We start from the raw sequence: 14,303 nt of genomic DNA on the forward strand, positions 1-14,303 counted from the left end.
GCCGTGCCCGCTGTGCGGGCACGGCCGGCGGGGTGATCAGAGCCGGCCGAGGTCGAGCGCTCCGGCCATCGCGCGGTACCCGGCGTCTCCGGGGTGCAGATGGTCGCCCGAGTCGTACGCGGGGAGCATGCGGTCCGGGTCGGCCGGGTCGGCGACGACGCGGTCGAAGTCGATGACGGCGTCGTACGCCCCCGAGGTGCGGACCCAGTCGTTGAAGGCGTCCCGCTTGGCCTCGACGGCGGGGTCGTCGTAGACGGAGCCCTTGACCGGCGTCAGGGTCGTGCCGACCACCCGGATGCCCTGGGCGTGGGCCTGCCGGATCAGCTCGCGGTGCCCCTCGATGAGCCGCTCGACGGAGACCTCGGGCGTCGGGGCGGCGATGTCGTTCGGGCGGCTGCCGCCGAAGTCGTTGATGCCTTCGAGGAGGACGACCGTGCGGACGTTCGGCTCGGTCAGGACGTCCTTCCGGAACCGCTCGATGCCCTTCTCGCCCGCCCAGACCGTGTCGTTGCGGACCTGGTTGCCGGCGATGCCGTGGTTGAGGACGGAGCGCGGCTTCCCGGCGGCGGCGAACCGCTCGGCCAGCTCGTCGGGGTAGCGGTTGTTCGCGTCGAGGCCGGAGCCGACGCCGTCGGTGATGGAGTCGCCGAAGGTCACGACGCCGTCCCGGTGCGTGGGCCGGCCGCCGGACACCTCGACGCCGGTGAGGTAGTACCAGGACGTGCTGGTCTCCTTGAACGCCGTACCGTCCCGGTCGGCGCGGTGGTCGCCGTCCGCGCGGTAGCTGGTGGCGGCGGCGACGTGGTGGAAGGTGGCGGGCCCGGTGGGGTCGGCGAGGTAGAGCGTGACGGTCACCGATTCCAGCGCCCTGACCGTGAACGGCACACCGTCGCTGTACGTGGTGGCGCCGGCGGGCACGGTCAGGGAGCGGCTCTTGCCGAAGGAGAGCGGCCGCACCGAACCGGCCTTCACCGAGGCGCCCTCGCCGGTCAGGGCGACGGTGGCTCCGGTGATGCGCAGGGGGGTCTTTCCGTACCGGGTGGAGAGCTCGATACGGGCCTTGGTGCCGCCGGTGCTGACGCGGACGACCTGTCGGACGGTGTGGTCGGAGAAGCCGTCCCGGGACCAGTTCGGGCCGAAGGGAGCCGTCGGCTGCTGCGGTGAGGCGCCCCAACCGCCGCGCCAGGCAGTCGCCTTGGACGCGGGGTTGCCTGCCGTGCCCGCCTTGCCCGTCGCGCTGGTCGCTCCTGCCGTATCCGTCGCGCTGGTGGCGCCGGCCGTCCCGGCGGCCGGCAGGGCGCTCAGGGTGGCGGTCGCGAGGAGTGCGACGCCCGTGCGTCGGAGAGGGTGCGTGAAGGTCATGGAGTCCCGCCCGTCGAAGGTTTCCGGATGCCGATCTCGATCTTGAGGTCCTGCGCGCGCCACACCTTCAAGTGGAGCTCGACTCCGGTTATTCCCTGGGGGTTTGGGACTCTCGGGGGGACTATCAGGGGACTTCAGGGGGCTTAATGGGGCTTCAGGCAAGGCCCGGCGGGCGGGTGGGCGGCGCGGCCCCGGCCGCGGAGGGCGCGTGGGCGCTCCGCGGCCGGGGTCCACCGTCCGTGGGGATCCGTGGGATCAGGTCGGCGGCTGCTGGTCCCGCCGCTCCCTGTCCGTCATGCCCAGCCGGTCCTCGACCTGCCGCTGGCCCTGGTCGACCTGGTCCGTGTACTTGCCGCCCGTCCTGTCGTTGATCTGCTTCTCGGCGGCGTCGGACGCCTTCCCGGTCTTCTCCGGATGCTGGCTCATCATTCCCTTGAGCTTGTCCATGATCCCCATGGGTCACTCCTTCGGAAAGGGGACATACAGCGCATTCGACGCTACGCGCCCCCCGCCGGATCCGCGCGCCGAACGGCCTGATGGTCTGGACCACGAGACGGCCTGACTAGGATCCCGGCGTGCCCCGCTACCGCCACCACCTCGCCGCCCGCCGCGCCCCCCGCGCGCCCCTCCCTCTCGGTGCCCTCGCCGCCGTCCTCCTCGTCTCCGGCTGTACGGACACGGCAACGGAGGACGGCACCGGCGGCGCCCCCGTCGGCCGGGGCTCCGCGCTCGCCGCCGTGGACACCCTCACCGTCAAGGGCCGCGCCCCCAGGACCGGTTACGACCGGGAGAAGTTCGGCAACGCCTGGGCCGACGTCGACGGCAACGGCTGCGGCACCCGCGACGACATCCTCAAGCGCGACCTCGCCGACGTCCGCTTCAAGGACGGCCGCTGCAAAGTCGTCTCCGGGGTCCTCGCCGACGACCCGTACACCGGCCGCCGCGTCGACTTCGTACGAGGCCGCAGCAGAGTCGACATAGACCATCTCGTGGCCCTCTCCGACGCCTGGCAGAAGGGCGCGCAGCAGTGGGACGCGGACAAGCGGCGCCGCTTCGCCAACGATCCGCTCAATCTCCTCGCCGTCGACGCCGGCGCCAACCGCCGCAAGTCCGACGGCGACGCCGCGACCTGGCTGCCGCAGAACAAGGCGTACCGCTGCACGTATGTGGCCGGGCAGGTCGCCGTGAAGAAGAAGTACGGCGTGTGGGTCACCCGTGGCGAGCGGGACGCGATGAAGCGCGTCCTCGCCGGCTGCCCCCAGCAGAAGCTTCCGTAGAAAACCGGTTGGGGGGTGCCGGGACGGTGGTTAGCCTGCGCGGATGGAGCTGAAGATAACCACCCTCGCCGAACGCCCCGAACTCCAGGGGCCGATGTGGCGGATGCTCGACGTGTGGCCGGAGTTCATGCTCCACGACCCGATCGGCTGGGCCAACATCGGCCGGATCGTCGCCGAGCTGCCGGAGTACGTCCTCTTCGCCACCGACGCCGAGGGGAAGGTCGTCGCGCGCGCCTTCAGCGTGCCCTTCCAGCTCCGCGCCGAGGGCCGCGGCGAACTGCCCGCCACCGGCTGGGACCAGATGCTCCTCTGGGCCTTCTCCGACAAGCGGCACGGACGGATCCCCGACACCGTCAGCGCCATCGAGGTCACCGTCGACAGCCGCGTGATGGGCCGCGGCATCTCGGCCATGATGCTGACCGCCCTGCGGGACAACGCCAAGCGGCTCGGCTTCACCGACCTCGTCGCCCCGGTGCGCCCCAACGCCAAGCACCTGGAGGCCGGCGCGCCGATGAGCGAGTACGCCTTCCGTACGCGCGAGGCGGACGGTCTGCCCCACGACCCCTGGCTGCGCGTCCACGTCCGCGCGGGCGGCACGGTGGAGGGCGTCGCCCCGGTCTCGATGACGCTCGCCGCCGCCCTGGAGGACTGGCGCAAGTGGACCGGGCTGCCGTTCGACACCGACGGCCCGGTCGAGGTCGAGGGCGCGCTGGTCCCCGTCCACTGCGACACCGCGCGCGGCTACGCCGTGTACGTCGAACCGAACGTCTGGGTGCGCCACCGGCTGTGAACAGCGGCGAGGTGTGAACGGCGGCCGGGGTGTGAAGGTCGCCTCCTCCGGCGTCCTTCACACCCCCCGTGGGGCTCCCCCCCCCGGACGAGCCCCCGCCCCCTCGACTAGTTCTGCTCGTCGAGGACGTCCTTGGCCGGCGGGGCCTTGGCCACGACCGGCTTGTCGTAGTCGGCGAAGGTGATCGTCCCCGGCTCCTCGCCGCCCGCCGTCACGATCTTCAGGATCCGCGGTTCACCCTCCGTGGCGACGTAGAGCGTCGTCTTCTCCTTGTCGAACGCCTGGGTGAGCATCAGCGCCTTCTTGCCGCCGACGGTGGTCTCCTCGCCCTTCACGGAGAGGTCGAGCCCTTGCTCGAAGTCGCGCAGGAGCGCCTTCAGATCGCAGAGTTCGAGGCTGTCCTTCGCCTCCGGGTCCGTCACCGGCGTCTTCACCCAGCGGCCCTTGAGCTCCTTGAGCATCGCCTCCCGCGTCTCGGCCGACTCGCCCTTCGCCTCCTCGCGCAGGAACGCCTCGTCGAAGCGCAGGTAGACGACCTTGGCGTCCGGCTTGATCAGCTCCGCCGTGCCCGTCGTCCCGACGGTCAGGGTCCCGGCGCACTTCCCCTGGGTGTCGAGTGCCAGATACGCCTTGATCGGCCCGTCGGTCGTCTTGAGCGCCAGGTCGAGCGTGAGGGAGTCGGCGGTCTTCGTCGCGGCGATCGCCTTGTCGGCGATCTGGGGTCCGGACAGCTCCCCGAAGGGGCCGGCGGCCTTCGGGTCGTCGGAGAAGGGCCCGCAGGCGGCGGCACCGAGCGCTACGGCGGCACAGAACGCGGCGGCGAGCGCGGTGCGGCGGATCCGGGGGCGGTGGGCGGTGACAGACATGAGTGGTACTCCGGGGGTGGGGATCCGAGCGGCACGGGTGGCGCCGGATGGTGCGGGTGTGACGAGTGCTCTGTCAGGTGCTGACGGATGCTGATGGTGCTGACGGGTGTTGACGGGTGTGCTGGGTCCTGCCGGGGTGTGACGGGTACGGCCCGGTCCTGCCGACGTGGGACGGCTGCTGCCGTGGGGCTGCCTGGGGTCAGCCGATCTTCAGCTCCCACTGGGAGGCGTTGTGCCCGAGGCCCGGGGACACGTCGACCGAGAGGCTCCTGGCGTCGGCCGGGGCGTCGAAGGCGAAGACGACCGTGGCCTTCTTGCCCGGCAGGATCGTGCCGCTGAAGCCGGTGCCGACCTTCTCGTCGTAGATCTGCTCGGCCGAGACCCCGTCCTTGCCGGCGCGGGCGTCCAGCGTCGCCAGGGTGGCGTCGAACTTCTCCTTGCCGCCGTTCTCGATCACCACGGTGACCTGGTACGCCTTGTTGCCCTTGGTGTGTCCGGCCGCGTCCTCGCCCGGGGAGTACGCCTTCGCCTCCGAGACCGTGACCTTGATCCCGTCGTCGTAGAGCGAGGTCTTTCCGGCTGCGAGGCCCTTGACCGGGTCAGTGGCCTTGCCGCCGCCCTCCGCCGCGCCGGACCGCCCCGACGACGGGTTCTTCGGCGCGGCGTCCCCCACGGCCTTGTCGATCTCGTCGACCGCCTCGCTGACCGCCGTGTACGTGATCACCGCGCCGACCACCGAGAGGACGAGGGCCGCGAGCCCCAGGACGGCGCCCGTGAGCGCCGCGCCCTTGTTGTTCGCCTCGCCGCGCTTCACCCGGCCCTTGCCGACCAGACCCAGGACCAGGGCGAGCAGGCCGAGGACGCCCGCCAGCCAGAAGAGGAAGGGGACGAGTCCGGAGACCGCGCCGATGATGCCGAGGACCAGGGCCGCGGTGCCGAGCCCGTTGCGGAACGCCGTCATGACCGGTGCGATCGGCGGGGTGGGCGGTGCGGGCTGGAAGGGCGAGGCGTCATGGGACATGGCTGTGTCCTCCCGGACCGGTCGAATGGGCTGGAGCGATGGATCAATAACAGCAGAGTCTGTGAACCGAGTCAACATGATTCACCGTGCTTGATGGAGCTCACGTTGTGAAGTGGCCTGCCCCGAGTTCGTCGGTACTATCGGGGCCACAGCGGCAGCAGCGGGGGACGAGGGGAGTCGGTCAGGTGCCGGACAGCGCGACAGAGGTGACCGCCGCGGGGATCGCCCGGCTGGCCGGGGTGGGCCGGGCCGCCGTGAGCAACTGGCGGCGCCGCCACCCCGACTTCCCCCGGCCCGTGGGCGGCACGGAGACCAGCCCCTCCTTCGCCCTCGCCGACGTCGAGGAGTGGCTGCGCGCCCAGGGCAAGCTCGCCGAGGTCCCCCTGCGCGAGCGGGTCTGGCAGCGGATCGCGGGCCACCCGGCCGGTGCCGTCACCGCCCTCGCCCACGCGGGCGCCGTCCTGCTGCTCGTACGCGACCGGTCCGCGGCGTGGCCGGTGCTGGCCGCCGTCCCGGACGAGCGGCTCCCCGGGACGCTGGCGGTCGCCCTGGAGGAGGCGCTCACCGAGCGGTTCGGCTTCGAACGAGCGGTACGCACCCCCACCGCCGCCGAACTCGCGCCCTCCCTCCCGCTCGTGCGCGCGACCGCCGACCTCGCCGCCGAGACCGGCGCCCGCCAGACCTTCGAGTTCCTCCTCGGCCGGCATCTCGACGCCAACCCCCGCCAGTACACGCTGACCCCGCCCGGCCCCGCCGCCCTCATGGCCGCGCTCGCCGCCACGGGCACCGAGGGCCGTCCCACCGTCCTCGACCCCGCCTCGGGCACCGGCACCCTGCTGCGCGCCGTCGAGCACCCCGCCGCCCTCCACGGCCAGGACGCCGACCCCGACCTGGCGGCCCTCACCGCCCTGCGCCTGGCCCTGGCCTGCGACGCCGACATCCACGTACGGACCGGCGACAGCCTGCGCGCCGACGCCTTCCCGCACCTCGCGGCGGACGTCGTGCTGTGCCACCCGCCCTTCAACGAACGCAACTGGGGCCACGACGAACTGGCCTACGACCCGCGCTGGGAGTACGGCTTCCCGGCCCGCACGGAGTCCGAACTCGCCTGGGTGCAGCACGCCCTGGCCCGTCTGCGCCCCGGCGGCACGGCCGTCCTGCTCATGCCGCCCGCCGTCGCCTCGCGTCGCTCCGGCCGCCGCATCCGCGCCGACCTGCTCCGCAGGGGCGCCCTGCGGGCCGTCGTCGCGCTGCCGGCCGGCGCCGCACCGCCGTACGGCATCCCGCTCCACCTCTGGGTGCTGCGCAAGCCGGCCGCCGGTGTCGGCGCCTCCCAGGAACTCCTCCTCGTCGACACCACGTCCCTCGCCGCCGAGCAGACCGGCGGCCGCGACAGGCTCGACTGGCAGGCCGTGCACACCGCCGTCCTCGACGCCTGGCTGCCGTTCGCCGAGGACGGCACCGTCGGGCCGGCCCCCGGCGCGAGCCGGTCCGTGCCCGTCATCGAACTCCTCGACGACGACGTCGACCTGGCTCCGGCCCGCCATCTGCCGTCCCCGGCCGCCGGCGGCGGCGCGGCGGACCTGGCGCGGGTCCGCGACCGCCTCGCCGAGACTCTCGGCCGCACCGTCGCCCTCGCCCCGCCGCCCTCCTCCGCCGATCCGGCCGCCGCCGCCCGTCTCACCGGCGTCACCGTCGGCGAACTCGCCCGCACCGGCGCCCTGGAACTGCGCGCGGGCGGCGCGGGCACGCTCGCCGGCGCCACCGCCACCGCCGGCCTGTCGGCGGCCGGTGCGGGAGCGAACGCCACGGACCCGGCCGGTACGGGCCCCGACAGCCCGGCCCGGCCCGTCCGGTTGCTCACCGAGCACGACGTCCTCGCCGCCCAGCCCCCGTCCGGCACCCTCCCCGAAGGCGCCCCCGAGGAGCCCGTCCTCCTCCGCGCCGGTGACGTCGTCGTCCCCGTCCTCGGCGGCGGCTCCGTCGCCCGGGTCGTCGACGCCGCCACCGCCGGAGCCGCCCTCGGCCGCAATCTCCAGCTCCTGCGCCCCGACCCGGCCGCCCTCGACCCCTGGTTCCTGGCCGGATTCCTGCGCGGCACCGCCAACAACCGCCAGGCCAGCAGCTACGCCTCCACGGCCACCCGGCTCGACGTCCGGCGCCTGCAACTCCCGCGCCTGCCCCTCGCCGAGCAGCAGCGGTACGGCGAACGGTTCCGGAGACTCGCCGAGTTCGAGGAGGCCCTGCGCCTGGCGGGCCGGCTCGGGGAGCAGCTGGTCCAGGGCCTGTACGACGGTCTCGCGGACGGGACGGTGGCCCCCTGACGGCGGCCGCGGCACCGCCGGTGCTCGGTTCGGCAACGGTTCCGTACAACCCGGAGGCCGCTGTCCGTGTCGGTGTATACGCTCGTCCCCGCCACCGACCCTTTCGAGCAGGAGCAGAATGTACGGCCCCGGCCATGTGCCCCCGCCACCTCCGCGCGCCCTTCCGGCGTCCGTCGTCGTGCTCCGCGTCCTCTTCACCGTGCTGCCGCTGCTCAGCATCGGGTTCCTGACCTGGGCGACGATGCTCCGGCTGGCCGTCGTGACCCGCCGCGCGCTGGACTGGGTCCTCTGCGGTGTCTCGGTGGCCGTCATGATCACCGGCGGGGTCCTGCTGCCCGAGAACGTCGAGACGACGCAGGCGGACATCGCCGTGGGCCTGATCATCCTCAACGCCATCGCGTTCACGGCGTACTTCCTCGTCGCCGACATCCGGCACGACAAGGTGCGCCTCGGCCCGTCGGGTGGGGCGGGCCACCCGCCGTACGCGACGACGGTCCCGCGGCACCAGGCCGGTCACGCCTACCCGCCCGCCTACCCCCCGGCAACCGCCCAGCCCCAGCCCCAGCCGCAGAGCCTTCCGCAGCCGCGGCTCCAGCCCCAGCCCCAGACCCCGCCCCCGCCGGAGGTTCCGCCTCGGGCCGGCCCCCGGATCGACCAGGTCCGCGCCGAGCTGGACGAGCTCAGCCACCTCCTCCGCAAGGACGAGGGGAAGTGAACGGACGCGTCATCGCCGGTCGTTACGAACTGTCCGCGATGATCGGCCAAGGCGGCATGGGCCAGGTCTGGACGGCGTACGACGGACGGCTCGACCGTCGCGTCGCCGTCAAGCTCCTGCGCCCCGACCACATGGCCGCCGCCACCGCCGCCGAAGAGATGCGGCGCCGCTTCGTCCGCGAGTGCCGGGTCACCGCCCAGGTCGACCACCCCGGCCTGGTCACCGTCCATGACGCCGGCGGCGACGGCGACGACCTCTACCTCGTCATGCAGTACGTCGAAGGCGCGGACCTCGCCGACCATCTCGCCGAGCACGACCCCTACCCCTGGCCCTGGGCGGTCTCCGTCGCCGCCCAGCTGTGCGCGGTGCTCGCCGCCGTGCACGCGGTGCCGATCGTCCACCGCGACCTCAAGCCGCGCAATGTGATGGTGCGCCCCGACGGCAGCGTCACCGTCCTCGACCTCGGCGTCGCCTCCGTCCTGGACACCGACACCACCCGCCTCACCCACACCGGTTCACCGATCGGCAGCCCCGCCTACATGGCGCCCGAGCAGGCCATGGGCGGCGCCGTCGGCCCGTACACCGACCTGTACGCGCTCGGCGTCCTGCTCCATGAACTCCTCAGCGGGAACGTGCCCTTCGCCGGATCCACGGCGCTCGGCGTGCTGCACCGCCATCTGTACGAGCCGCCGGTGCCGGTCCGCCGGCTGCGGCCCGAGGTGCCGGAGGCGCTGGAGGCGCTCGTCCTGCGGCTGCTCGCCAAGGACCCCCAGCACCGGCCGTCCGGCGCGCACGAGGTGTACGAGGCGCTGCTCCCGCTGCTGCCCGCGCGCGGTGCCCCCGCGGGGCCGCTCGATCCGACCCGGCCCTTCCTGCGCCCGCACGCCCCCTGGCCCGACCGGGCCTCCGCACCGCCGCCACCGCTCGCGCCGCCCGTCCCGCCGCCCGTCTCCCGCCCGGACGTGGCCGCCGCCGTCGACGAGGTCAAGCGCCTGCTCGGCGAGGGCTCGATCACCCAGGCCGTCGACATCCTCGGCGGCATCCTGCCCGCCGCCGCGGCCGAGCACGGCGAGCACTCGCCCGTCGTCCGCATCCTGCGCAAGCAGTACGCGACGACCCTGATGGACGACGGCCAGTACCGCCGGGCCCTGCCGGAGCTGCGCCGTCTCGCCGCGGACCGTACGGCGGAGGCGGGACCGGGCGATCCGCAGACCCTGGAGTTCCGCTACGACGCGGCCCAGTGCCTGGAGCAGCTCGGCGAGACGGCGGAGGCGCTGGCGGAGTACCGCACCCTGCTGCCGTACGTCGACAACGGCACGGACCCGGCCCGCGCCTTCGACATCCGCAGGCGGATCGGCAACCTGCTGCTGGCGACGGGCGACCACACGGCGGCCCACCAGCACCTGCGGGCCCTGCTCTACGACACCGAGCGCGTCTACGGCCCGTACCACGCCCTCCCGACGGACCTCCGGCGAGCGCTGGCGCGGCAGCAGCAGATGGGACCCCTGGGCTGAGGGTGTGACCCGTGTCACCACACCAAGATCGAAGCCCGGGCGATGATGGGCAAGTGACCATGCGGAGAAGAAGCTTCAAGACCCTGGCCGCCTCCCTCGCGCTGGGCGGGCTGCTGGCGGCCACACCGGCGGCGAGCGCCGAGCCGGTCGTGGCCGTCACCACCGGCCCCGTGTTCAACGACCCGTCGGGCGACGTGACCGCCGAAGGGCGGATCCTCAGCCACCTGGGACGGCTCGTCGACGGAGCCGAGCCCGGGTCGTCCATCCGGATGTCCCTGTACCTCTACGGCTCGCAGTGGCTGACCGATCGGCTGCTCGCCGCCCACGCGCGCGGGGTCACCGTCCAGGTCGTCCTGGACCACGACACCGCCGGCTATCCGGCCGTCGGAAACCTCAGGAACGGGCTGAGCGGGGGTTCCTGGGTCCGGATCTGCAAGGCGGAGGAGGCCTGCCTCGCCAAGGACCCGGGCACCACGTCGACGGACCCGGACGGCTGGTACGCCAACGTCAACCACAACAAGTACTTCCTGTTCTCCCGTACCAAGGGCAACGGCACCGTCCCCGTGGACAACGTGGTGGTGCAGTCCTCCGGCAACCTCATCGAGCAGGACCGCACGAAGCTGTGGAACGACGCGATGACGGTGGCGGGCAACAAGGAGCTCTTCGACGCGTACACGGCGTACTTCGCGGACCAGGCCGGGGCCGCTGCCGGGGAGAGGCCGCAGGTCGACGACTACCCGCAGACCACGCAGGCCGGCCAGGCCAAGGTCTACTTCTTCCCGCGCTCCACCACCGACGTGGTCGTCGACGTCCTCAGGACGGTGGCCCAGCCGGTCGGCACGGCGGCCGCCTGCCACGGCAACGCCCCGGGCGTCGGCACCTCCGACGGCCGGACGAGGATCCGGATCGCGCAGGGCCACATCACCCGCCCCGAGGTGGCCGAGCAGCTGTGGATGCTCGCGGACGCCGGCTGCCACGTCGAGATCGTCTACCGCAAGCTCGACAACTGGCCGGTCGACACGCAGAAGTTCCCCCTGCGCGTGGCGGACTGGCTCGCCAGGCCGACCGCCAAGGGCCGCATCACCCTGCACCAGCTCCACAACGACGAGCGCGGCGGCACGGGGACGCACACGAAGTACCTGCTGATCGAGGGCACGTACCTCGGTGGCGCGAACAAGAAGATCGTCTTCACGGGCAGCCACACGTACACGGTCACGGCGCTCAAGGTGAACGACGAGGCGATGCTGAAGTACGAGGACGCGGCCGTCTTCGACGCGTACGCACGGAACTTCGAGGCTCAGCGGGCGGCGGCCGTCGCGGAGGGTACGTAGGCGGACGCGCGCGTAGGGCCGGGCAGGGCGCGAGAAGGGGACGCGGGCTGACGGGTCGGCAGAATCACGACTCCGTATCTGATTCCGAAGCGGATCGGTTGGGTCCGTTTTGTGTGTTCCGCGGGATGTAGCGTTCGCGTTCGATCATGTACACGTCCCCAAGGAATCCTTCATGACCACGCCGCCCCAGCAGACCCCCGACCAGCCGCTCGCGCCCGCCGAGCCGGTCGTACCCGCCGAGCCCGTCGCGCCCGCGAAGAAGAAGGGCGGCCTGGGCAAGAAGATCCTGGGCGTCGTCGTGGCGATCGTGGTCGCCCTCGGCGTGAAGTTCGGTTACGCGGCCATCAGCGGCGACCTCCCCACGCACGCCGAGGCCGGCGACTGCATCACCGTGACGGGCCCGGACAACGACCCCAAGGTCGAGACCAAGGCGTGCACCGACAAGGCACCCGACCTCTACAAGGTCACCAAGGTCCACAAGGGCACCTTCGACGTGAACAAGTGCGGCGGTGTGACCGCGCTCGCGCAGGAGTGGGACTACGAGAAGTTCGTCCTCTGCCTGGAGCCCGTCAAGAACTGACGCCACCCGCACGAAGGGGCCGGACCCGCCCGGGTCCGGCCCCTTCGGCGTGCCGGTGACCGGAAGTGTCGGTGACCGCCGGGACCCGTGGCGTACGCCCCCGACGGCCGCCCCGCCCCCGCCGTCGTCGCACGTGCGCCCACAGCAGGGCGAGTGACGCCGCGATCCCCACGGCGAGTCCCGCCCGCAGGCCCGGAGTCCGGAAGGCGCAGTGCACCGATGTGCCGCCGTCCGTACGGACCGCCAGCAGACCGCCGTACGACTCCGCCGGGCGGCCCTCGCAGCGCCAGCCGGCGATCCGGGGGGCCGCCACCACGACCGTTCCCCGCGTGCCTGGGGCGAGTTCGGCCCGGATGCCGGTGTCCGTGACCCGTATGGCGGTCGGAGCGGTGGCGCGGAGGGCGGTCACCGCCGTCGCCAGCCGGGACCGGTCCAGGCAGCCGACCTCGCCCCGGGGGCCTCGGCCCGTCAGGACAGGGCGCCCGCCCTCCGCCCGCTGCGGGCCCAGGGAGACCATCGCCGCCCGTCTCCTCGGCTGCCCGCCCAGCAGCTCCACCGCACGCTCCCCGAGGCGGGCCGTGCCCGTGAAGTCCGGGGCCCAGAGGAAGACCTCGCTGCCGACGGGGCAGCCCCCGGACCTCGGCAGCTCGTACACGCGGGCCCCCAGCAGCAGCTCCTGGTTGCGGAAAGGGGAGGACCCGTACGCCGGCGGCGCGGCGCCCTCCGGTCGCACCGTCACCAGGGGGAGCACCGTCTCCGCCCGGACCACCCGGCCGTCCCGCCATCGCGCGCCCACACCGAACAGCGCGTCCGTCACCGGATTGTCCAGGCTCGGCAGATTCCGCCCCCGCGAGGTCCAGCCGCCGCCCAGCGCCGCCATGGTCCGCGTCAGCACCGCCGGGGTGTGGCTGCTGTAGTACGCGCCGCCCTGCCCGCCGAGGAGCAGCGGATCGTTCCCCGCGACCCTGGGCAGCCCCGAGTCCGTCCGGTACGCGGGCCAGCCGTCGGCCTTCGCCAGGGCCGCGGCCCGGCGCTCGTGCGCGGCGCCGTACGCCGGGTAGTCGTCGAGGTGGGAGAGCCGCTTCCGGTCCGCGTACGCGGTCGTCGCCGCCGCCTGTCCGACCAGCGCCCCCGACAGGAGCACCGCCGCCAGGAGCGCGTACCGCCCGCGCCGGGGCAGCAGCAGCGCCCCCACGACCGCCGCGCACCCCGCCCCGAACAGCAGCAGCGCCCAGCCGTTCACCAGCGGACTGACCAGGGCCGCCGCGGCGATCGGCACCATCACGCCCGCACCGCCGAGCAGCGCCCGCCGGTCCGGCAGGCCCCGCGCGAGACCGGTCCAGGCGGCGAGGACGAGGACCCCCGTGAGGACGAACGTCTGCCGGTACGGACTGCCGTTGGGCGTGGCGAAGACATGCCAGACGAGATGCGTCGGCGCCCACTGCGTCGACACCGCGACCGTCGCCACCAGGCCGGCCCACAGCCACCGTGCCCGCCGCGGCACGTCCCGGCGCAGGAGCAGCGATCCGGCGAGCAGCGGCACGGCGGTGAAGACGAACATCGCCGGGGTGGAGTAGCTGTACGTGACCGGGAACAGCCGGGCGAGGAGGTCCGGCCAGTCCGCGGGGGCGAACTCCCTGGTGAGGCCCGGGTAGGCGTGCCGGGAACCGAGGAGGACGGGTACGAGGAGGGGTGCGGCGAGCCCGACGCCGAGGCCGGTCGTCCTGACCGCCCGCCCCACCGCCCGTACCCCGAAGGAGTCCGTCTCCGCCAGCCGGACCAGCAGCACCAGGGCGGCCGCCAGGGTGGCCATGTACGCCGTGTAGAAGTTCGCGGCCCAGCACACGGCGACGACGAGCGGCCCCAGGAGCGGCCGCCGTCCCTCCCGCACCCACTCGCCCACCAGGCACAGCAGCGGGAAGGCGATCAGCCCGTCGAGCCACATCGGGTTGTACGTGGCCTCGGTGACGGCCCAGCCGCACAGGCCGTACGAGGCGCCGAGCAGCCCGGCCGCCCACCATCCGCCCGGACGTGTGCGCAGCAGCACGCCGGCCATCACGGCGGCCGCCACCGCCATCTTCAGGACGGTGACGGCGTAGACGGCGTACTCGATGTCCTGGCGCGGGAACAGCGCGACCAGCGGGGCGAACGGGCTGGTCAGATAGGTGCCGAGGTCGGGCAGGAAGCCGGTGCCCCAGCCGGAGCCCCAGTTGAGCTGCAATCCGCCGTCGGCGCGTCCGTGCAGCAGGTCCCAGAGCCGGGCGTGGTACGGGACGAACTGGTTGGCCAGGTCGTTGACGCCGCGCCGGCGCGGGCCGAAGGGGAAGGCGCGGGCGACGGCGTCCCCGGCGCACACGGCGAGCACGGTGAGGAGCGAGGCGAGTCCCGCCGCGCGCGCTGTCCGGATGTCCATGGTGGTTCGAATATGCCAGTGCGAGAGGCGAAATCGTGCCCGACCGCGGCCAGTTCATGCAATGGTCGCCTCGCGGTCACGTCGCGAATCCGCCGCCGCCATCCGGCTCC

At 73.2% G+C, this 14,303-nt stretch carries 12 protein-coding genes; 7 read left to right on the forward strand and 5 right to left on the reverse strand.

The features are described from left to right. Positions 1–36 precede the first annotated feature (36 nt). Together ACWDX6_RS24320 and ACWDX6_RS24325 are read right to left on the reverse strand one after the other, a co-directional pair. Positions 37–1,362 (reverse strand): SGNH/GDSL hydrolase family protein, encoded by a 1,326-nt coding sequence (locus ACWDX6_RS24320; RefSeq protein ID WP_451487004.1) that lies wholly within the window; start codon positions 1,360–1,362, stop codon positions 37–39. 255 nt (positions 1,363–1,617) lie between these two features. Further along, complete coding sequence (locus tag ACWDX6_RS24325; protein ID WP_451487005.1) at positions 1,618–1,818, reverse strand: antitoxin; 201 nt, start codon at positions 1,816–1,818, stop codon at positions 1,618–1,620. Positions 1,819–1,937: 119 nt separating this feature from the next. On the opposite strand from ACWDX6_RS24325, the gene ACWDX6_RS24330 reads away from it, so the two are divergent. Continuing rightward, positions 1,938–2,639 carry an HNH endonuclease family protein gene (locus ACWDX6_RS24330; protein WP_451487006.1) on the forward strand — a complete coding sequence of 234 codons (702 nt, stop codon included), beginning with the start codon at positions 1,938–1,940 and terminating at the stop codon, positions 2,637–2,639. A 43-nt stretch (positions 2,640–2,682) separates the two neighbouring features. Then, entirely contained in the window at positions 2,683–3,429 is a 747-nt protein-coding gene (locus ACWDX6_RS24335; RefSeq protein WP_451487007.1) for an N-acetyltransferase, read from the forward strand. 107 nt (positions 3,430–3,536) lie between these two features. Here the strand turns inward: ACWDX6_RS24335 and ACWDX6_RS24340 are convergent, their stop codons facing one another. After that, entirely contained in the window at positions 3,537–4,295 is a 759-nt protein-coding gene (locus ACWDX6_RS24340) for a hypothetical protein (protein ID WP_451487008.1), read from the reverse strand. Positions 4,296–4,494: 199 nt separating this feature from the next. Then, entirely contained in the window at positions 4,495–5,316 is an 822-nt protein-coding gene (locus tag ACWDX6_RS24345) for a DUF4352 domain-containing protein (protein ID WP_451487009.1), read from the reverse strand. Between the two features lie 185 nt (positions 5,317–5,501). Between ACWDX6_RS24345 and ACWDX6_RS24350 the strand changes: the two genes are divergently transcribed. The 5 genes from ACWDX6_RS24350 to ACWDX6_RS24370 all read left to right on the forward strand — a co-directional run bounded on the left by ACWDX6_RS24350 (position 5,502) and on the right by ACWDX6_RS24370 (position 11,780). Further along, positions 5,502–7,640 (forward strand): N-6 DNA methylase, encoded by a 2,139-nt coding sequence (locus ACWDX6_RS24350; RefSeq protein WP_451487010.1) that lies wholly within the window; start codon positions 5,502–5,504, stop codon positions 7,638–7,640. A 118-nt stretch (positions 7,641–7,758) separates the two neighbouring features. Beyond that, the gene (locus ACWDX6_RS24355; protein ID WP_451487011.1) at positions 7,759–8,355 is read left to right on the forward strand and encodes a hypothetical protein; all 597 of its coding nucleotides are present in this window, start codon (positions 7,759–7,761) and stop codon (positions 8,353–8,355) included. Next, positions 8,352–9,869 (forward strand): protein kinase domain-containing protein, encoded by a 1,518-nt coding sequence (locus ACWDX6_RS24360; RefSeq protein ID WP_451487012.1) that lies wholly within the window; start codon positions 8,352–8,354, stop codon positions 9,867–9,869. Before ACWDX6_RS24355 ends, ACWDX6_RS24360 begins: the two co-directional genes overlap by 4 nt. A 59-nt stretch (positions 9,870–9,928) precedes the next feature. Next, a complete protein-coding gene (locus ACWDX6_RS24365; RefSeq protein WP_451487049.1) occupies positions 9,929–11,200 on the forward strand; it encodes a phospholipase D-like domain-containing protein in 1,272 nt (423 codons plus the stop codon). A gap of 172 nt (positions 11,201–11,372) precedes the next feature. Then, positions 11,373–11,780, forward strand: a complete 408-nt coding sequence (locus tag ACWDX6_RS24370; RefSeq protein WP_451487013.1) for an LppU/SCO3897 family protein — start codon at positions 11,373–11,375, stop codon at positions 11,778–11,780. Here the strand turns inward: ACWDX6_RS24370 and ACWDX6_RS24375 are convergent. Then, positions 11,770–14,193 carry a YfhO family protein gene (locus ACWDX6_RS24375; protein ID WP_451487014.1) on the reverse strand — a complete coding sequence of 808 codons (2,424 nt, stop codon included), beginning with the start codon at positions 14,191–14,193 and terminating at the stop codon, positions 11,770–11,772. The two genes, ACWDX6_RS24370 and ACWDX6_RS24375, sit on opposite strands and share 11 nt — an antisense overlap. Positions 14,194–14,303: the final 110 nt, after the last annotated feature.

Source organism: Streptomyces sp. NPDC003027, from assembly GCF_053591435.1.